Consider the following 21779-nt stretch of genomic DNA (forward strand, 5'->3'; position numbering starts at 1 on the left):
GGCCAAAGAGGATGTACCTCGCCGAGTGATAAAAGAAATCGATATCACAATTTGACAAATTGAGATTCGCCTAAGTACGCTTTCCAAATTGAATAAAAAATTTTCAGGGGGGGAAATTGTCGTCGGATGAGGAAGGCGGCTCGGGTTCTATTACCTCCCGAGTAGCGTCAATTAAACTTACCCGGCGCGGATTTATTGGCGCCACCGCTGCGGTTCCTTTTGCGGCGCATGCTGAATTCATCTTCGAGAATAGCGTGTTGGAACCCGAGCACGTAGATCTTAGCTTTTCCACCACGGACGGGCTGTTAAAGGTCGCGATAGAGGAAGGTCAATCGCGCGAGCGGCAGGCTTTCTGGTCGCGACTTGGGGTCAACACGGTGCGACGTGCGGCTCCTGAAGAAGACGATGCGAATGAAAGCGCTGAGGTTGAGCAGCGGACTGGCCCTGTTTGGAGCATTGAGACGGCTCGGTTCGGGCCGGAAACAAAGGTTCGATTTCGCAATCAACGGACACCGGAGGGGCGGCGACGCTATACGGTGACGCTGCACGACGTGTCTTACGGACGCGTATCCGGGCGGACAGTACGTTTCATCTTCGACGAGCACCTTGAGGTCGATACCGAGGGTCGAGAGCTCTTCGAAGACATGAAACGGAACCCAGATGCCGTGGGCAGGGTGATCAAGGAGCGGCTGGAGAAGCTGACGGTTGATGCTGTGCCAATGCGGCGGGTCTACACGATCCGTGCGGCAACCGATGTCTGGTCGCTCAGGAATGCGCCGACATCGAAACGCTGGTTCGAACTGGAGCCAGCCGAGGAGTATGATGCCGAGGCGCAGATCGACGGCGCGTTGAGGCTCGACGCCTGGGTTGCGCAGGCACCCAAGCGCAGAAATGGCACGCAGACGCCCTTCGGGTTCTCGCTTCTGGTCGATGCGGGCCGGATCACTTCGACGTTGCAGCTCGTCTTCAACGGTCAGGTTGGCTACGCCGACAGGGATGCGGGGCGCAATGTCTTGTTGTCGTTCGATCAGTCCGGTACGTGGCGCGTTGCGCAGAACGGTGTCTTTCTGAACGCATTGGCGCCAGAGCTTGAGCTTTCGGATTTCATGATGCGGTGGCAGCCGGTTGGTGGAGAGCCGCTGGAGGAGGCGCCGGAACTGCCGCCGGAATCCGCGAACGGCAATCCTCCAGAAGACGATGACGACGAACCGAAGCCTGTTCCGGATATCGATGAGCGCTCCGGCCCGACGGTGGCAACCGGGGCATTTGAGTTGGTGGCGCAGTCGCGTGTTGCGCCGGGCGATGCGCCATTGGTCTTCAAGGCCAGAGGGCTGGCACCGGGGCTGACATTGCAAATGGACCCGGACGCGAGAGGGGACAGCCAGGTGCTCTTCCGCATTTTGGAGCCGACCGAGATCAGCCCGGGAAAGGTTGCGCCGGGGCAGTTGCGCTCTGAGGCGTCGCTTCTGACCGATTGGGCCCAGATCGATATCACCGGGAATGCGAAGGCGGCCGCCGGACCGTTCGAAACCCTGCGCGGGCGATTGCTTGAGCGCGTCGATGCGCCTGCGCGCATGAACGATTTCGACTATGCGCAATGCGAGGGGAGTGTCAGTTTTGGTGGCGATTTCAAGGCGGCGGCCAACCGTCACTGGCGCATTGACAGCCCGATCGGTCCGCTCGGATTTCGCGGGCCCGCGCCGGAAGATGACGCCGAAGACGGAACGGTGGAAGATCCGTTTCGGCAACGCCATGGCGATCAGGTTCAGGCGGTGTTCTTTTGGGGACGGCAGAAGAAAGGGCCGTTTGTCCCACGTCGTCGTCCGCGAACGGACTGGATCGAGGTCAACGGTGTGCTGCGCGAGGCCGCTGTTGAACTGGAGGAGGCGGACTTCAACCGTCTGACATTTGCGCCGACATCGCTGACGCTGCTCTACACGCCGAACGACTTGCCAGCGCCGCAGACGAGTTACATCCGGCTGGCCGCTCCGAAGGGGGCTGAAGAGATCGGACAGTTGGATCTGTCCGACGCAGCACTTGTGGCGTCACGGACGGACAATCTTCTCGGATTGACGTTCCGGTTTGGTGACATGGCGTTGTCGATGCAACGGGACCGGGCGGAGCTTGTTCGGCGAAATGCGTCGTGCCGGATCACGACGGATCGGGAACTGGACGGAAGCCACGACATACGCGACGGTCGCCCTGTGCTTGTGGTGGAGTTTCCTGGGCAGCACCTGTTTGAAGAGGCGTTCTTCCGACCGGGTCTTCAGGAACTGCCGGATGTGATCTTTGAAGGATCGACGGTCGAAGCGAAGCATCCTCAGATGATCGTGACGCCGGAGGGTGCGTCGGAGCCCGTGACCTATGTCGGTGATCGCGTGTTTCTCACTGCACTTCCGGCGGGCGCCGGCTGGCGGCTTGATCCAAACGATCGACAACAGGTTGTCGATCTTCTCCGACTTCTGGACAGCGACGACGCGAAGGTGGCGTTCCGCACCGCGTTGAATGCCGCGAAGGTGGCGTTCGAAGAAGCGGAAGCGCAGGCGACTGATGGCAGGGCCAAAGCGGCAAAAGCAGCGGGTGCGCCCGATCCGGAGCCAGTTCCGCGCCCATTTGCGGAACTCTCCACAAGCTTTGTCGCGGGCTTGTCGAAATTGAACGATGTGCCGGCGGATCAGAGGGTTTACATCGGACCTTACGCGCTTGACCCCGACGTGATGCGCGTCGCGATGAAGGTTTGGCGGCAGACGTTCGAGGCAAAGCTCACCAAGTCGGCCGAGCGCCTCCTCGCCAGAGTCGCGCAGGCGGCAAAGGACCTGCATCGCGATGCAGGAAATCTCGGAGCAGCTTCTCTGACCGAGGAAATGAGGCGTATTGCTCGGGCCGATGCTTCCTTTGAGGGTGCGCTTGCGCTGGAACAACGGCTGGAAACGCAATTCCCGTCCTACCAACTTTTCCGGTCCGTTTATCGGGACCTGGTTTTGGACGTTGCATTGGAGGGGCTGAGCAACGCTCAGCAGCCTGCTGCCAGGGACAAGACACCCTTCGATACGTTTGCTGGAATTGCCGACGTCGCGCCGGAGTTCATCGAAGCCACCCATGCCGATGTTTTTGATGGGACACCTGCGTGGATGGGACAGATTGGCCTCACCGACGCGATGATCCAGGCTGTGCGCGAACGGGCCAAGGCAGAATTCGTCGAAGCTCTGAAGGGCAAGGAGCCTCTTGACATGCCGGCGCGCGGGCGGATCGCAAATCCGTCGCGGTTGGCGTTTCGCGTACGGTGCCGTGACGGCATCTCGGTGGCGCGCAACAGGGTTGCGACGCTCGATATTCCGTCGGATGCGCGTGCCGAGGAAGTGCGGGACCGGTTACCATTTTCGCTGTCGAGCCTGACGCGGTTTTCCGACTTCGACCTTTCGGTTGTTCGCCGGGCTCAGGCCGTCTATCGCCCCAGCGAGACAGGGCGGATCGACGTTGCCTCGCGCCGCCGCCTCGATCTCTCGCAGGGCGCTCGGCTCGATCTCCTCAACTTCACTTCGGGTCCCTTCGTGACGTCGGGCACACGTCTTGGCGAGATCGCCAGATCGCTGACCGATGCTCCACATCTGCGGGAAACGGCCATCGAGATCCCCGCACGCCTCACGCTTTCGCCCGATCAGAACGCTGTTGTCGTGGTCAACTCCGGTGAAGTTCCCGATGGTATCTATTGCAAGCCGGAGAAGCACGACGAGGACGACAAGAACAACGGTTGTCACGGGATACCGTTGTTCGAAAAGAAGCCCTATGTGCCGCTCTGGTCAGCCGAGTTTCTGACGGGCGACGTCGACCCCAACCTTCGGGCCATTCATTCTCCCGACCTGCGTCCGGACGTTTTCACGGCGCGTGCCCAAAGGAAGCTGTTTCCGGCATTCGATGCGACGGCGAAGAACCCGCCGTATCCGGCAGAGGCCGCCCGAAAACGGTTCCCCGGCGCAAGCGCGCCGCCACGTGGGCCGATTGCGCCTTGGCACATCGGCGAGCACCAAACCCAAACCCGTGCAATGGGTGTGCAGGACGTCAAAGATCCGCTTCCGACACAACCCGCGTTGTCGCGGCTCTTTGCCTATCTTGCCGGAGAGAAGGAGCGCCGCGATGGAATTGATGCACGCGACATGAAGTTTCGTGCCGCCATCGATGCCTATGCGCGGCATGAGTTGGTTCTGTTGAGTTCGGGCTGGGGTCTTCCAGTTCTCGGGCGACGCAAGCCTAACGGTCAGCTTGTCGCCGACTCCGGTCAATCCGAGCCGGAACTCCGCTACCGTCTGGCGGACGTCGAAGAGGGTAGCGCACTCTATGAGCCTCGGACACTTCAGACGATTGAACTGTCTCTGACTCCCATTGGCGGAACGCTCCGCCATGCCAGCAGCTTCGAACCCTTTGCGGCCGCTTTCGACAGCCATGGCGATGCGCTTTTCGACGCTGTGTCAGTGGAAAGCTGGCAGCAATGGACGAACCTCGGGCGAGATGTGCATTGCGAGATTGTCTACAAGGGGTTCCTCTGGCCGATTGGTCAGCGGGCGTCGCTGGTTCAGGTCACGGAGCGCGAGTTCTTCATCGACCCGGCGACGGGTGCTATCCGGGCGGCGCTGCGTCAGCGATTGTTCATTCGCGTCGGCAAGGCGGAAAAGCTGTTCCCGGCGCTGAAGCAGCCCGCGCAAGGGCGGCGGTTCCCGGTTGAACGGCTGAAAAACCTCACGACGCAAACACCGGACATCGTTGATCCGTCTGATGACGAACTCAGGCAGACTCAGGAGGCCTTGGCTCTTCCGGGCGGGCGCGTTCAGTTGGGGCAGGCCGCAAAGGGGTTGGTCTTCTGGCCGCGAACGGCAAAGTTGCCCGACGCCAACGTGCGCTTCGAGTTGGACCTCGATGGCACGGTTTCGGACATGCCGCTGCTGTTTGTCGACAACGTTGCAGCGAACGATCCGGGGACGTTGAGCGACCTCGCGGCGTATTACAATGCTTTGCCGACGCCGGATCCTTTGACCGTGACGCAAGGGCAGAGAGAGTTCGATCCGGTATTGCACGTGCGAACCCTCGACATGGGCGGCGGCAAACGGCGGTATGCAGCTGAGAAGGAAGCGGGGAGCGCGAGCGCCGAAACCCAGCTTTGGACGCTGTGTGCGACCGGGTTGTCGAGCACGAGATCGCAACCTGAAGATACCGCGAGAAAGCTCACCTGGAAGCGGCAGGAAACGGTTTTCCGGAGCGACCCGGTGTTGCAGGGAGCGGATCAGCCGCCGTTTTATCCGGCCGTCGAGTGTTGCCGCATCCGGGTTCGGCAAGCGGAACGGTTGATCGGTCGACCGCTGTCGGGCGCGCGGGGTGGGCAGGTGATCGATGCGCGTTTCCTGCGAGCGATGCCGGATGCACATTACGTCGAGTACGGCCTTCCGGCGACGACGGGTGGCGATGGTTCGGTGGAGTATGCCATCGAGGGCAACGTAGCCGAGACGTACCTCGCGATGATCGATCAGCTTCAGTTGACGATGGGCGACAAAGGCGACAACGCCGGCGGTGTCTATCGGCCGTCGGGCCGCGTTGTCGGGTTGTCGCGCAGTCGCGGTGTGCTGACGTGGAGCGACCGGTTGAATGCGAACGGAGCGTTGGCTTGCGACCGGCTGTTGTCGGTCGCCGGAGCGTTCGAGATTGGCGAGGCTCCAAAGGCCGTTGCGAGCAACGGTGCGGGCAGCGAAGTGGAGAACCTGCCGTCGCTCTGTTCGGAAGCGCCGCCAGTTGTGATTGATCCGAACATTCAGCAAACCATTGAAAAGGCAAAGAAACTCTATAGCGATATTGTGGATGGCAACGCCAAAATCCTTGGCCTTGTCAGCATCAAGCAGTTGTTTGAGTTCATTCAGAAGCTTGATCCGCCGTCGACGGGAATGCCCGAGTTGGCGGAGCAGGCGAAGTATGGTGCGAAAGAAGTTCAATCGGCCATTGGTCAGGTGGACAACGCGGTCGGTGACGCGTTGTCGGCGCTCGATGAGACCGTCGATCTGGTGCGTACGACGGTCATTGTGCCACTTGCGGAGGCTATTCACGACATCCGCGAGGGCTGGGACGAACTGGACCGTGATATCGAGCGGTTTGCCAAAAAAGTCCCGGCAAGGCTGCTCGGAAACATTTCGTTTGCCAAGATTTTCCCCGATCTGCACTGCACGCTCGTGGCCTTCGACGCGGCATTGGCCCGCGCTATCGGCGCGGCAGATGCCATCGCGTTCACGCTTGCCGTCAGCGAAGTCTTCGCGGCAGGCCGCCGTTTTCTCGACGCCCTGTTCCGCGCGGCCTCGGACCCGGGTCGCCGAATAGAGGCGGGCTTGCGCGGCGGGATCGAAGGGATCCTGGAACTTATCAACGTTCTGGAGGAGCGGCGCGCGGAATTGGTCCTGGAGCTTGCAAGCCAGTACCTCGAAGAAGATGCGAAACTGATCAAGACCTTTGCCGACATCGCGCTCTATTTTTCAGGTCAATCCGACACGCTGCCCTTTGAAGTCAAAGGGTTCGCCGACAAGATCGTCACAGCGCTCATTCCCGAAGATGGCGGTCCGGCGTTTCTTCCAATTTTTGCGGTTCCACCAGTGCCGAATGCGAGTCTTTCGCAGACGTGGAACAGGCTTCAACCCACAGCAGATGAGGTCCGTGACCTACTGCGCCTGATGATCATTCTTCAGATCACAACGCGCGGTGGTTTGTCGCTTGAGGACCTGCTGGAACAGACGCGGTCAGAGTTTACAAGCCGTTTAGAAGGTCGTGCGCAACGCATTCTTGAGGGTATTCTCAACTGGCGAACTGACAGCATCACGCTCGCCGAGCAGATCAAGACCATTGCGCTTGAGCGCCTTGAGGAGGTTGAGGGTGAAGTCGCCGCTTTGGCGGACTCGGATGCCAAGAAAGCCGCGCAAGCAGCTTTGGCCGAGTATCGAACGCTGCTGGAAAGCTTCGAAAATGTCTCGCAAGCGGACGTAAAGGCGGCGCTCAAGAGGTGGATCAAGACCGGCTTCAGCGACGAATGGAACCTCTTCAGGGACACAGAGCGCCATGTGCGCGAAGCGGTTGCCGGGATTCAGGCCGGAGACTTCGAACTGGCGTTCAACGCAATCGTCCGGCTGGCGGAGTTGCACTTCGGACCGATGACCGGGTTCGAGACGCTTTGCAAGCAGACGCTTGAGCCGTTCCAGGAGGTCGCGACTGCGATCTACCCGGGGAGAAATGGTATCCACGCGCAGATCGCCGAGAAGCTTGGCGGCTTCAACAGCGCTGTCACGGGGCTCAAAGCGCAGGTCGACGGCGCTCGCTCCGAGATTGCTTCGGCTCGAAGCCAGCTTGATGCGGTAGCGCCGGAAGTCGAAGCACTGGGTGCGGAAGCCCAGCAACTGCTGCAACAGGCGAGAAGAGTGATTAATGTGCAGTTGCAGCATGTTACAGCCGCACAAGGCGAACTCGCCGCTGTTGCCGGCGCGATAGAAGCCACTGTTGCCGATGTTGCGGCTGACAGGGCACGGATGGTGCGGTTTGCCGAGAAGTTTGAACTGCTTGCAAACTTCGAATGCAATCTGGACAGCTTCGGCAAGCTTGGCGATCTCGACGGTATTCACCGTGATTTCCGCCAGATGATCGTTGAGCGGCGCGCGCTCATGCAGCGGGTCGTTGAGCGGGCTGCTGCTATCGCCACGTCTGTTGAGAAGCTGGTGAACAATCCGGCCGTGCAGTTGGCCGCGGGTGGGGGCGTAGCGGCATTGGCTGCGAGTGAACTCGCGAGGGTCATGAGCCTTGGCGACTTCACTGAAGAACTCGAAACTTCAGCACAGGCCCTGGTGACAAACCTGAACAACCGGCAAGCGGCATTGCAGGAGCGTGCCAATGCCTATGTGGATCAGGCCGTTGCGCTGTTGCTGACTCACACTGAGGAACTAAGGAAACTTCTCGAGAGCGCCAAGACGATGCTTCGCCGCGCGGCGGGGCAGGCGAAGCCCGCTCTTGTGACGCAACTGGAAGCTCTCCTTGGCACAAGCATCAAGGAAGTAACCGAAGACATCCTTGAGGTGCTCGACGAGTATACCGACTGGCTTGCCAAGGTGCGTGTCGAACTGGAGAAGGTGCAATCTGCGGCGCCTAACGCTAGGGCAGAGGCGCTTGCAAAAGCGGAATTCGCGCCTCCGGACAAACCAAATATCAACCTGCTGAGGTTTCTGCAAAGCCCACCCGATCCAGGCATCGCCAAGTTCGACGTGGTCAACGAGATCGAAAGACGTCTGGTCGAGGCGCTTGAGGGACTTGCCGATCAGGGCGCAGTTCTGTTTACCGAGGTCAGCAGTCAGGTGGTTGATTTTGCCAACGATGCGATTGCCAAGGTTCTGAATGCGAAGCTTGGAATCCAGTTCCCTTCCCTCGATTTCGACTTCCCGCCTCCGGCCAACGGCGAGGAAGTACAGCCAAAGTTCGCTGGGAAGAACGGCCCAGAAAGCCTGTTAGAGGTCTACCAACAGTTCTGCGACTTCAGAAACGGAATTGCCGGTCTCGAAGCGGTTCAGGCTTTTGGCGTGAGCGACGTACTATTTGTCGAACCCGATGGACGTCCAGAAGTGCCTGGCAGATACATGCCTGCCAGGGGCGGAAATCTGGAAGGTACCAACGACCGCCTGGCAGGCGACGTCGCCTGGCTGGAACAGTTGGCGACAGAAGGCGGGATCAAACTCACCACCAACAAATCCGACGACGTCTACACCTTCCTTCAGGCGTTTCTCAACGAGTGGCGTGTTCTTCGTCCGACGCCGGTCGAGATCGGCAGCAACATCGAGGACATCGTCACTGAGTTCCTCAAGGGCGATCTGTTTGCGGCGATTGATTTTACCGATCTGCGGGATCAGGTGGAGGATTACATCCTGAGCCTTGTGCCGACGCAGATCGACATGAGCTACGGCTACGGTGTCGAGTTGGGCGACAAGGTGCGGCAGGCGACGGCGGGCATTTTTGCGCCGGGGTCCGGGTCGAAACTGACCATCGAGGCGGGGATCAAGATTGATCTCGGGTTCGACAAGGCGGCGGTTCATGCGAAGACGGTCGGTCGGCTCGACGCCTTTGACGTGAAGCTGGTGGGCGACGCCTTTGACGCGCTGACGCTTAAGTTCAACGGCGCGACCTTCACCGCCGAAACCGGCAAGAAGATGCAGTTCGAGATTTCGTATTCGGATTACGAGATCGGGCCGATGCTGGAGTTTGTCCAACAGTTCCAGAGCTTCCTCACCCCGAAAGGCAACTCGGGTTTCTATCTGGAGCCGCAGTTTTCACCGCTCGGCGTCGAGGCGGGCTATATTCTCAACCTGGGCGATTTCTCGGTCGGGGCGATGGCGATTTCGAACGTCGGACTTGCGACGGCCGCGATCCTGCCGTTCGAAGACAAGGATGCGCGGTTCAAAGCGTCACTTTCGACGAGATTAAGCCCATTTACAATAACTTACACGCCATATGGGGGCAGCGGATTCTTCGGCATAGAGGCCAATGCCAACGGCATTTTGGGCTTCGAGGCGAGCTTCGAGTTCGGTGGCTCCGCCGTCTTCGCGTTTGGGCCACTGACGGGGCAAGGGCGGTTGATGGCGGGGTTCTATATTCGCCAATCGATTACCGACAACGGACAGAAGCTCACCGAACTCAGTGCCACGTTCTTCGTTGGGGGAACGGCTCAGATTTGGGTGTTCTCGTTTGCGGCGTCTCTCTCCGTTCGGCTTGGAATGGTCAACGGCGACATGAGTGGCGAGGCCATTTTCTCGTTCTCGTTCTCGATGGGACTCGCGGATTTCGAGTACTCGGTCGTGTTGTTCAAGAAGGAGGCGAAAGGTTTCAGCGGTCAGCAGCAAGCCAGCCTTCGTAACATGCCATTCGGTCAGAGCGGCATTCGCTTTGCCGAACTCGGTCTGAGTGCCGAGGGGCTGGAGCAGCTCGACGACAATGTGCCGCGCATTGATACCCGCACCGCATGTCAGGCGCGGAACTGGCGCAGGTATGCAGATTATTTCACCGACGACGTTGCCGAGGACCTGTTTGAATGAGAACCGACCTGACTCCCGAGGAACTCGAAGAACTGGACATGCCGCGAGTGCGCATTCATGCGCGGATCGTTCCGAACGGCGCGGTGAAAAGGCCGTCGAGTGACGACAGTTGCCCGGTTGACGATTGCGGCGATACTAAGCTCCGCGCCACACTGCTTCTGACGCCCTATTTCGACAAGGCCAATAGCTCTGACGGAGTTGCGCTCGACCGGTGGCCGGAAGAAATCCACAGGCTTTTGACAGGTCCGATCAAGGGAATGATCGCGACTGTGCCACACAAAACAGGTTCGGGCCGGGTTTGTGACGGATTGCAGCAGGAGGTGGAATTCACCGCGCCCGGGCTGGCGCGCCTTACCTTGGAGGACCTTGAAACACTGTGCGATACTTGGGCCGGTTCGATCTGGAAGTACGATCTGGCGGACAAGGACGGGATCATTAAGGGCGCAAAGATCGCAAAGAGTGATTGGGAGGGACTCGGAACGCGGATCAGCCGGTCGCTCGATGGAGGCGCGGTTTCGTCGTCGGGTATGGGCTCTGGTGATGGCACGAACACGCCTCCCGACGCATCGCTTTACGGCCCGGACGGTCAGGTCGCTCCAACGGAGGAGGCCGGGCGGGCCAAGATGAAGGTCGTGGCGGCGCTCGACATCCGCCACGCGGACCTCGCGGTCACACTGGAAAACCAGCGGGCGTTGGCGCTTTCAGATTCGCTGAAAGCGGCGTGCAAGGAAGAGGTCGCGCGGCTTCCGAAGCCATTGCGTCGTCGGACGTCCGCTGTGAGCGATCAGGTGCTTGAGGGCGACAAGCTCCGGCACGTGGACGGCCAAAGCCCGCTGCGCGATCTGGCCGATAAGGTCATCGAAGAGAAGCCGCGTGGAGCGAATGAATCCTTCGACGACTACGCACTACGGTTGTCGGAGTTGTTTCCGAGGATGCCGCACGAAGACACGACGAAGTATCCGATGGGAAAGCGGAAATACGAGGTTGAAGAGGTCAAGGCGGCGCTTTTGAGCAATGAAGACCTGATTGCTGAACTGCGTCGACGTCGCAGGATCGCGGAGCGGACCGCGTTGTTCAGTGATTTGACGGACGAGCGCAATACTTCGGTCTCGCTCTATACAAAAGCGAAGGGCATCTTGGAGGAAGAGGCGCAGCAAGATTGCGTCGAACCTTCCGCTCCTGAATGGCAAAACGGCGTGACCCCAGGCGACGCGGCCAATGGCGAGGACCGGTTTGACGATCTGACCGCCGCAGCACGGTATGCCAATTGGCAGCAATATCGGACCAAAGAGGACGAAGAGGCGCAGAAGGACGTAAAGTCCGAGACGTCCGACAGCCTCGATGCGGCGCAGCGGAGTTTCTTCACGCTGCAATCGACGCCGACGCTCGCGCGCGCTGCCATGCTGGCGGTGGATGTCGAACTGGACCTGACCGTCAACGGTAATGCGGAGGCGCTGAAGGAAGCGGGCAACTACGCGCATCTTTGTGTTGATCTGAACGAAACTGCTGATCGGTCGATAGAAGCCGATTTGCCGCGTCCCTGGACGCTTCTGCGGGTCACCGAGCCTGAGCGCAACGCGACTTGTTATCACTTCTGGCCCGTTTCCCGCGAGGAAGCCGACTGTCGGGGGGACGCATCAAGCGCACCGGCGGAAGGCCGGACGCGCCACTATGGCGGTCTGATGGTCATGGGGTTTGGTTCGGGCAACGAACTGACGAGCAAGACACCGCGTTTTGACATCACGAGCCTCGATATCCGCACCGCGATGGAGCTGGAAATCCAGCGGCGCAGCATCGAACAGGCGAATTCCGAGGCCGAAGAAGAGGTCAAAACGCAAGAAGAGACAAACGCGCGTGAGAAGACGCCGGGTGCGGCGGCCACGGCATCCAATGCTCTTCCGCCCGGTGTCAATGAGCCAGGTGACGGGGCAGGGCTTGATGACGAAGGTGACCGACAGGACGTCGGTCTCACGCTGCTTGACCGGGGCCTTTGTGCTCAGGCTATTCGCAAGATGGCGGCCCGCGATGCGAAGCTGGCGGATAAGGGACAGATTGCCACCTGTGTTGTCGATGGGCGCACTTCCATCGTGCTCGACGGGGAAGATCTGACGACCGGTTACCGTTTCTTCATTGGCACACCGGGAAGCGTGTGCACCAAGTGGCATCCGATGATGTCGCGGGCGATTGAATTTGGCACAACCGGCCCGAAGTGGCGAAACTCCGGACGGATCGAGCGCGTGCTCACGCGGTTGATTGGTCGGGCCGGCTCATCGGAGCGGGTCGCCCTTGAAAGCGCGGCGATGAACGTGCCCGGACGGATGCTGCCCAAGGCTGCCACACCCAATGCCGATGACGAGCTCGAAACCGAAGCTGTTTTCGAGCAGGCGGTATCGGTCTGGGACGGCGGCCCGATGGGCGTCGAGTGCTCCACGCAGCCGGGTGCAGAGAAGACGACGGCTGACGTGCTGATTTTCGGACGTGAGTTGAGCATTCCTGACGGCGACGACTACCAGATCCCGCGATTGCGCTACGGACGCCCGTATCGGTTTGCGCTCGCTGCTGTATTTTCTGGCGGACGGTCGTTGGACGGTGCCGATTTCCCTGATGATACCAGCAAGACCGATACACGTGCGGACCTTTATTACCCGTCGACGCGTATGCAGGCGGCGTCGCAGAAGTGTGTAGACGGGGACAATACCTGTGTAGGGCCAAATGTCCGGCCTTATGTCCGAGCTCTGCGACAGGCGAAAATAGGTGCGCCTCAAGTGTTGATGCCGGAGGGGCATGCCGCAAGGACCAATGGCCCCATGGGCCCCGATCAGGCTGGTCTGATGCTTGTGCGGAGTACTGATGAGAACGAGAAGAACCCAAGAGACAAGCGGTTCACATCACGCGGGCAACCTGCCTCTGCGCGTCGCGTCATCCTGATCCCGTCGATCCCGTTTGCGCGCGCGGCGACGCATATGGGTACGCCGGATGAAAAGGCGGGGCCTTCCTCGCGGCCTGAAGACCCAACTCGGGGAGTCTTTGACGATCTGGAAAGGACGCCGACCTCCACTGGTGGTCTGACTTTCGTGCGGCAACAGAAGGGCGGTTGCGGGTTCCCTTCGGTGAAAACCACATATCTCAAGGGCCTGAATGGCGGACAGCATTTTTTAACGCGCAGTATTGAAGACGCGCCTTCGGATCAGTCGCTTTCGGAAGGTGAAGACTTTGACGGTTCGGTCTTTGCTGCCGGATTTTCGCCCGACAGCGCCTACTACCCCGATCCCGCTGCGGAGGCTTTGGTCGTGCGCGCGCGGATGCAAGGGGGCACGGGTGAATGGATGACGATGGTACAGGACAACACGTCGGAATCGGGTGGGATTGCACCGATTGACCTTGTTGGGGGCCATACTTATCCGGATCGCCGCCGTGTTCTTCTGACGCTAAATCGCAGCAAGACCCGCGAGAAAGTCCCTAGCATGCTGGACGAAATCATGGAGTATCGCCCACGCATGTTTTTCAACCCGGCGCATGAAGGAAGCGGCGGGTCGTCAGGGAAGTTTCTGGCCCGTGAGTTGATCCTCAAACTGGCCCCGCACGAATGGGTCGACATCGAATTGTGGCTCCTGCCGAGCGCCAAGCGTCTCGCGAGGGATTTCTCGGTCATTCAGGCTCTGGGCGTGCAGCTTTCCCAGGTGGGTGAGCAGTCTGTTGCATCGAGTCTTCAGGCAGTGTGCAAGGGCGCGAACCTTTGCCTGCCGCAGGAGATGCTCGAAGGTCTCATCTCCGAGCTGCAAAGCGGTGTGGAGGGCAAGGCGTTCTTTGGGCCAGGTGGTGTCAGTGCGCCGTCGATGCAGACGCTTCTTGCATTGGCGAACGCTGTGCGGAAGTGCATGATCCGACACCCGATGCCTGAAATCTCGGCCGTGTCGCGGCTGCGTGCAGTTCATGCATCGAACCGTGCCACAATCCAGCCGGTCATCGCTGAAGCCGGGTCGAATGAGCACTTCAACGGAACTGAGTTCGCAGCTCGGGCGCCAACTGGGGGCGAGGCGCCCAAGCCGTTGCGCGCGTTCCGACCAGGAGAGAATGCTGCTGGTCCCAAGACGTACGACGCGGTAGTTGCAGCTCGGAAGAAGGCGGGAAAGAAGCCGGGTCTTGGCAAGGCGGTGCGCCCCCTTGAGATAGATGAGAGTTTAAACGTCTGTACTGACGACGCCACGCCAATCACCGTCGCTGCAAAGGGATCGACGAACCTGATTTTGGACGGCGAGGTTCAGCTTGATCTGAACCAGATCGACGCGGTCGAAGTGCGCGCCCGGATGGCGTTCCCTGGGTCGACGGCCTTTGACGATCGGCTTCGCGGTCGGTCGTTGGCGCTTCGCCGCGCTGGCTGGTGGCCGCTGGTGGATGATCCGTCGGGCGCCGAACCCGGCGGCAACGACAAGGTCTTTCGCGATGCTCAAAGCCTCTTTGGTTTCCATGTTTACCCGAGTGGCCAAACCGCCTTTGATCGTGCTGAGGTGACGCTTCTCAGGGCGGAGAACCTGCCACGTCCGAGCGGCGCGGCTTGCCAACGCAAGCTCAGCTTGCGGCGGCTCTTTGAGGAGGGCGATCTCGGAAACATCCGCATCACGGAAAGGCATCTATTCCCCGATGGCAAGGCACGGCGGATGTGGATTTGGGTCAACGGACTTCCGCGCACCGCGCAGTTCATGCGCACCGCGGACCGGCGGCTTCGAAAGGGAGACCCCTGGGTTGCGTCCGAAGGGTTGCATCATGATGTGGGCGAACTTGTCGCTGGCGAAGACCTGCGAGCGGAGGCGCAATGCAGGCTGAGCGACGAGGTCGAGGTCGTTCTCCCAGCTACCAAGCGTCCGGCGAAACCAGACGCCCGTGCACCGCTTCCAGCCTTTCGGCATGACGCGCCAGATGAAGACGCCAAGAAGAGCAGGATGCTCACTCATCACCGACGCTCGATCATCCGCATTCCGCTAGGGCGCGAATGGTTCTCTTCAGGTGAGGACGAGCGCCTCGGGATTGTCCTTTGGCCGCCGCATATCTCGCCCGCGGACAACTGGATGATCGGCAAGAACAAAGTGAAGTTGCGGAAGTCGGAAGATGACGAAACCACACGCGAGATCGATCTGAACGATCTCAAGGAATTTCGTCTCACGAAGCGCAAGCTTGTCGATATCATCTGCGCACCGCTGAGCGGGGATGCGGTAGACGATCCGATGCCCTTTGAAGACGGTCATCTCGGGCCAGGCGGGCGATTTGTCTCGCGACGCGGAGCCGACCCGGTGCGTGAAGGCAACTACCACCGCCAAATCCTCTTCTCGCCGGGTGATTTCCCGGATCTCGATCTGGAAGAAGGTCACCCGCAGAGAGCAGAGCTCGTGCCTATGGTGGAGATGCCGCTGTCGGACGACGAGGCCCCCGAAAACGCTGCCGCAGAAGACCAAGTGCCGCCGATGATGGTGTCGCTTTTGACCTATGTGCCGCGCTTTGATCCGGAAAAGGAGACTTGGTACGTTGATGTTACGCTGGAAGACAGCGAGGCCGCCGAAACCTTCGTGCGTTTTGGTCTGGTGCGCTATCAGCCGCACACGCGCCCTGCTCTAAGGTGTTCGCGGCCCGTTAGACAGTTCGTCCAGCCGCTTCCCGAGCGCATCGTCGACGTCACGCGCATTCCCGAAAGCGAGGGAGATGGCATTCGGATCAGGATGTGCGGACCTACATTCTATCGCCGTCGGATCAGCCATGCGCTTCAGGGGCATTTGAGTTCGCTTTCGAAGGCGGCAGATGGTGCGGCTGCCACCATCCCTCCCGGAGCAGGCGCATCTATCGCGGATGGAATGGAAGAAGAAATGAAAACGCCGGCGGAGTTGGCGCTTGAGCGGGGGTGTCGGCTCGAAGACCTCGCAGACATTGTTCAAGGTGCGGATGCAGCACCTCGGATGAAGGTAACGGTCTTTCGGGAAGGCAAGGATGCACATGGACGGACCTATCGCGAGACAGTGCCGCTGCCCGTGAGCGCCGCGGGTCGAGGCAGCCATCTGTTGTTGCCGCTGGATTTCGACACTGGCGTGATTGATCCCAAGGACTTCAACCCGATCAGACGGAATGATCCGGAAAGCAGGCGCGCATTTCTCAGATTGAACAAGCGTCACCCGATCAAGGCCGGTAGCGTCGCGGTCAAGGCGGCGCAGACAGCAAGGGGTGACGGAACGTGGTTATTGCAGATCCCGAAGGAAGTTTTGGAGGACCTGGACGATTTACATGTGCAGGTTGAAGAAGTCGAAGCCTTCGAACCGGCCGATCCGCAGACGGTGGAAGAGCGGGCCCGGGTTCAGGAGCCGAGTTTTGTCATGGAAATGCCGGGCAATCAAACTGGCGACGCCGCGGCGGGCGACGGTGAGGCAAGCACGACAACCGCCACGTTAGTCAGAGCGCCCGCCAGTACAGGTGGTCCGAATGCGCGCGAGCTGGGTTACCATCACAGCGGCGCCAGAATGCGGGCTGTCTTTGACTTGTCAAAACTGGACTAGTCACCTCGGTTACCGAAAGAAACGGAGAATGATGCAATGAGAACCAATCTGCTCTTCACGGTGGCGGCCCTGTGGCTCGCTGCTAGCCCCAGTCAAGCTGAAGTTTGGTCGCCGTGGGTCGATCTTGCGAATTTCAAGCCGGATGCGGCGCCTCTACAGCAGGCGCGGGCCAACCGGGGGCATTCTGCCAAGGACTACAAGGTCCAGCGGATTGACGAGGGGACCGGCAGTGCGGTCAACGTCGACGAATATGTCGTGCGGATCGATACGCTTCCATCGGGGATGAACAAGAAGCAGTTCTTCTGGCACGTTCGCAAGAACCTCAACAGCTTCTTTGACCAGTCCGTCGCCAGCTTTGATGGGTACAATGGCGATGACACCGGTGACTGGGGCTCGCAGAGCACAGCGCTCCTCGGCACGATTATGGTGTTTCAAATCAGCACGCTCGGCGGCGTGGGCAACGACGAGGCCGCTGTCGTTGTGTCGAGAACCAGTGAATTCTCTTGGGTGTTTTCCCCTGTGACTGATGAGGCGCTGGTATTGGGTTTTGGAGATCACCCGGTAGCCGGAAACCGGGAGTTTGGGCTTCGTGAAGTTGGTGGTCATATGGAGTTCTACACGCGCGCCTTTGACCGCGTGTACCCGAGTCTTGTCAGTGCAGCGGAAGAAACGGCGTTCGAAGGGGCGGACAAGCTTTGGAAGAGCCTTCAGACCAATCTGGAGAGTTATGTGAACTCCAACGGTGGTTCGGCGACGAAGCAGGCGCCGAACGTCCCGGGCGGAACCGTCCCGGCGAACAAGCCGCAGTACGCGGTGGTGTGTGCGGATGTGGCAGTGTCTCTCAGTTGTAACTGAGGGGCAGGGCGTCGCGGCTTGCAGTCGCGATTGGGATTAACAAGCCGGCAACGAGACTTTTTGCAGCGCCCGTCGGGCGCCAGCTAGATCCATCGTGATTGGCGGTCCGAGCTTCGAGCTCGACACACGAGTTTCTCGATCTGTCAACAAGATACCGTCCTACCAGCGCTGCGACTGGCTTGCCGACAGAAACATATCGACCGTTTCAGGGTACACGAGTGTGAGCACCTCCCTGTGTTCAGGCTGCGATCGGGCGCCAGAAAGCATCGAATGGGCATAGAGGTTGAAATCGGCCGCCTGATAATGCCCAAAAAAGCCGCTTGCTGGATATAGATGTGCCCGTGGGGCTGCCGCCTCACCACCAAACAGCAACTCCATTACACCTGTGTCCGGGTCGTGGTCCTTGCGCGGCATCCAGCCTTCCGGCCACGACGGCGATCGTCGATGCCTTCTATCAGCATGAACTGGTGGACAAGAAAGCGTTCGGTTCTGCTAACTCAAGAGGTGCAGAACTGGGTGCCGTCCGCTCGAGGCTCGGGGCGAGACCGGTAACGATAATGGGACCCAATATTGTTGCCCTGACGCGATACGACTTGGCTTGCGTGGTGGATGATGGCGTAATGAAGCAGACGCCGCTTGACCCAGAATTGCCCTGAACGAATTGTTATTTGAAGTCTTGGCGTTTTCTCGCGGCTTCTTAATTGGGCTACGAAAATTTTTTTGGATGATCCTGAGTTATTCTGACTTAAGCTGACGTAATTACGGACGGTTCTTTTTGAGATGGTGACACACTATGACTTCTAACATTTACCAAGAGCATTGGGATATTGATCTAAGAAACGGTGGCTGCACAGCTAGCGGTCGGGACACGCAGGGCAACTGGGTTCATTCTGATGCAGACATTCTGGTGGACGAGCAGTTAGAGGCGACATGCGCGGGCGATGCCGCGCCGGAGCCGCTGTTTCATTTCGGCAATCCGGAAAAGCTCTCTCGTCCGACCTACGCCGCCTTCATTGACCTGTTGAACAACTACGTCGTCAACGCGCGCTTGTCTGAGGACCACCTGGGCGACAACGCCGTCGAGGATCAGGAAATTGCGAGGTTTCTGGATGCCATGTTGGAGACGGATGTTATGCGTCGTGCTGAGGCATTCGTTCGCGAGGATCTGGTCCCTGAGCTGAGCGCCGAGGCGCTGCGGTCCGACATCCTGCGCATGTGGTTTGAGCCTTATACCAACCACTTCAACAACATCGCGATCTCGCATGCGTTAGGGTTTGAGCATGTGATGGTGGGTGAGGGGAAGCTGAAGGGCAACGGCATCGGCGGCTATCATTCATGGATCAAGTTCTATCTTGATGAGCAAAGCGGGCGCGTCGATTTCCGTGGCTTCAACTACGATGGTAACTTCAATCGAACGTCCAAGGCTGGTGCGCGCTTTCCATATGTCGCGACGGTCGCGATGAGCTGGACTCAGCTTGATATTCACGGCCAGCCTATAGGTAAACTCGATAAGGATCTGGGTGGGTTCTTCATCGGCCCCAGTCCGGAGTTACAAATGGCACTGGGCAGGATTGCCTTCTACGAAAGCGTTGCCGGACGTTATTCGAGTGCCGCAACCGGCCTGAAAGACGACCAGAAGGCGGTGATGCTGATGAATGGGCGCTTTCCTCTTGTCCTCTATCGCAACACAACGGAAGAGCAGACGCGCGGCGATCGGATCAGGTCTTTCTGGGCCAAGTTCATCGCGCCGATCGAAAGCACTGAGGCGGACGTAGTTGTGCCTGTCGGAGAGCATGCCGGCGATCAGAACAGCGGCATTGTGCGCATTCGGCGGGCTCTGATTAACCCAGAAGGGTCTGATATCGGGCGCGAATGGGTCGACGTCGAAGATACCGGGTCGGTGATCGTGGACATCACCGGTTGGACGCTTCGGGATAAGTCCGACAGGGCGCAGTCGCTCCAAGGTCAGATTGAGCCGCAGAAGACGCGCCGCATCGTCGTTTCCCGCGAAACCGCCGCTCATCCTCAGCTGGGCAATAAGGGCGGGCAAATCGCGCTTCGGGATGGCTCCGCGGCGCTGCAAGCCTGTGTTGGTCATGTGGCAAGCGGGGAAGGGGTCGTGCTGCACGTTGTCGACGCATGATACCGCATCCGCATCAGACTTCTGACTTGGAAGGAGGCGTAGGGAATGCGGGATAATCCAATGCGCGCCCGTTCGTTGAAGGGGCTTGAAGACGTCCTAATCTCTTTTGCCGCCACGTCCGAGGCCGCGCTCTTTTCAGAAACGCCCATCCGGGTTGGCGTCTGGCGCGAGATTGCCGCCAACCCGGATCGCAAGCAACGTTTGCTGATCGAGCTGAACAACCGGATGAGGCTTGAGAACGCCGCCGACAGGCTCAGGGATGCCCGACCGCTGGTGCCGGGAGAGGCGGACACTAGGTTGCAGATCTTTTCGGTCGGGGAATTGACCCTGGCGCAAGCCAATATGGACGATCTGATCGCATTGATCCTGCCACAAACCGTGTGGTTTCGCGCGCTGGACGCCAAACATGTGGACGCATGGCGTGGCGAGGTTCAGGGCGTTGCCCGGAGCGAGGGTCTGGCCCAGATCAGATCCATCGTCATACGTTCAAAGTCCCTGATACTTTGGCGTTTTTTGGTTGCTTGGCTGGCCATTCGCAGTGCCGATGATGCTGCACGCCAAGGAGAAGACAGATGGGCCCATCTGCACCAGCTCACTGGGGCCTTGATGGACGTCACCGAAACAGAGTTCGACCGGACAGAAGAGAGCGGTCGGGAAGTCTTTGGCGTGCTCCGCGGCTTTTTCCGCGGGGGGCTTCAGCGCTATGGGCAGACGTTGAACCAACTGATCGCCGGACAGCGCGAATTTGACGCTGGGATAGCCGCGCCGATCTGGCGTGTTGATATCAGCCGCCCTGCCAGTCTGGCGACGCGCATGTCACGGCGAACGGTCAAGGTCGACGCGGCCGAGAACGTCTTTGACATCTCTTGTAATGGGCTGACTTGGGCGGTGATCGACAGTGGGATCGACGCTCGCCATCCGGCCTTTCAGGATCGTGCCAAAAACGGACCCGGCGCGGCCACGTCCCGGGTCCGAGAGACTTATGATTTCACGCGGCTACAACGGTTTCTGAACAATGAATGGGACCAGCTATTCGACAGCGCAAAAACGCAGGAAATTCAAGACGCGCATCCTGATCTGGACGTTGCTGATGCGGTTTTGGCTCATCTACTTCAGCGTTGGATAGATGCTGGGCATCGGAGGTCGGCGTCAATGGAGTTGATCGCCGCGCTTTTGGCAGACGACATCGAGCGGATTGATCTGGAAGAGCTGGCGAGTGGGATAAAAAGCCAGATCACTCGGGGGGCTCATCTGGATTGGCCGCTCCTAGAGCCGTTGCTTTGGGTGCCGCAGGATGAGGACTATATCGCGCCGCGGAACGGGCACGGCACGCATGTGGCGGGCATTCTGGCGGGTGATCTTTTGCCGGGAGAGGCCGATCCCGGTGATGGCTCTGAACGCGTCGATCGCAGCCTTCAGGGCATGTGTCCCGACATGAAACTGTTGGATTTGCGCGTGTGCGGTGCCAACGGTCAGTCTGACGAATTTGTCGTCATGGCGGCGCTGCAGTTTGTGGGCTGGTTTAACCGTCAGCAGCGGCGACAGCTGGTACAGGGCGTCAACGTCAGCCTTCAGTTGCGACATATTGTGCGAAGTTATGGCTGCGGGCAGACGCCGGTTTGCCGAGAGGCCAATACATTGGTTTCAAGCGGTGTCCTGGTCGTCGCCGCGGCGGGGAACACCGGCTACAACCGTTTGAGAAGCGAGGACACCAGGCTTGTCGAAGCTTACGGCACCAGCACCATCATGGATCCCGGCAATGCAGAGCATGTGTTGACCGTTGGCAGTGTCCATTCAGAGCGCCCGCACACACATGGGATCAGCTACTTCTCCAGCCGTGGGCCAACCGTCGATGGCCGGACCAAGCCTGATGTTGTGGCACCTGGCGAGAAGATCCTCGCGCCCACTTTGAAAAACAGGATCCTTCGCGACTCCGGGACCAGCATGGCGGCGCCACATGCCAGCGGTGCGGCTGCCTTGTTAATGGCGCGCTTTCCAGAGCTTCAAGGCCGTCCATTCGACGTCAAATCCCTGATTATCGAAACGGCGACCAGTCTTGACCGTGACCCGGCCTTCCAAGGCCACGGCATGGTCGATGTCCTGCGTGCGCTGCAACACCACTAAGACGGAGGAAAAGATGTTCAATATCGATGT

Annotated in this window: 6 protein-coding genes; 5 read left to right on the forward strand and 1 reads right to left on the reverse strand. The window is 59.5% G+C overall.

Features of this window, described 5'->3' with window-relative positions; all coding sequences use genetic code 11:
- The first annotated feature begins 116 nt into the window (after positions 1–116).
- Genes ISX84_RS05555 through ISX84_RS05565 form a run of 3 tightly spaced genes read left to right on the forward strand, consistent with a single transcriptional unit; the run spans position 117 to position 17482 of the window.
- Positions 117–10091, forward strand: coding sequence for a hypothetical protein (locus tag ISX84_RS05555; protein ID WP_195819302.1), 9975 nt, complete (start codon positions 117–119; stop codon positions 10089–10091).
- Complete coding sequence (locus tag ISX84_RS05560) at positions 10088–16627, forward strand: hypothetical protein (protein ID WP_195819303.1); 6540 nt, start codon at positions 10088–10090, stop codon at positions 16625–16627. The genes ISX84_RS05555 and ISX84_RS05560 overlap by 4 nt, the downstream gene beginning before the upstream one ends.
- Before the next feature lie 36 nt (positions 16628–16663).
- On the forward strand, positions 16664–17482 hold the full coding sequence (locus ISX84_RS05565; RefSeq protein WP_195819304.1) for a hypothetical protein: 819 nt from the start codon (positions 16664–16666) through the stop codon (positions 17480–17482).
- Positions 17483–17641: 159 nt separating this feature from the next.
- Here the strand turns inward: ISX84_RS05565 and ISX84_RS05570 are convergent, their stop codons facing one another.
- Positions 17642–17896 (reverse strand): hypothetical protein, encoded by a 255-nt coding sequence (locus ISX84_RS05570; protein ID WP_195819305.1) that lies wholly within the window; start codon positions 17894–17896, stop codon positions 17642–17644.
- Between the two features lie 379 nt (positions 17897–18275).
- Between ISX84_RS05570 and ISX84_RS05575 the strand changes: the two genes are divergently transcribed.
- Together ISX84_RS05575 and ISX84_RS23430 are read left to right on the forward strand one after the other, a co-directional pair.
- A complete protein-coding gene (locus ISX84_RS05575) occupies positions 18276–19625 on the forward strand; it encodes a hypothetical protein (protein ID WP_195819306.1) in 1350 nt (449 codons plus the stop codon).
- A gap of 45 nt (positions 19626–19670) precedes the next feature.
- Positions 19671–21749, forward strand: coding sequence for a S8 family serine peptidase (locus ISX84_RS23430; protein WP_326838706.1), 2079 nt, complete (start codon positions 19671–19673; stop codon positions 21747–21749).
- Positions 21750–21779 lie beyond the last annotated feature (30 nt).

Origin of the sequence: Roseobacter sp. MH60115 (assembly GCF_015644665.1) — a bacterium.
Taxonomy (GTDB): Bacteria; Pseudomonadota; Alphaproteobacteria; order Rhodobacterales; family Rhodobacteraceae; genus Roseobacter.

Coding starts and splice junctions, on each gene's coding strand:
- ISX84_RS05560 (WP_195819303.1), top strand. CDS start 10,088: ATGAGAACCGACCTGACTCCCGAGGAACTCGAAGAACTGGACATGCCG.
- ISX84_RS05565 (WP_195819304.1), top strand. CDS start 16,664: ATGAGAACCAATCTGCTCTTCACGGTGGCGGCCCTGTGGCTCGCTGCT.
- ISX84_RS05570 (WP_195819305.1), bottom strand. CDS start 17,896: ATGCCGCGCAAGGACCACGACCCGGACACAGGTGTAATGGAGTTGCTG.
- ISX84_RS05575 (WP_195819306.1), top strand. CDS start 18,276: ATGACTTCTAACATTTACCAAGAGCATTGGGATATTGATCTAAGAAAC.
- ISX84_RS23430 (WP_326838706.1), top strand. CDS start 19,671: ATGCGGGATAATCCAATGCGCGCCCGTTCGTTGAAGGGGCTTGAAGAC.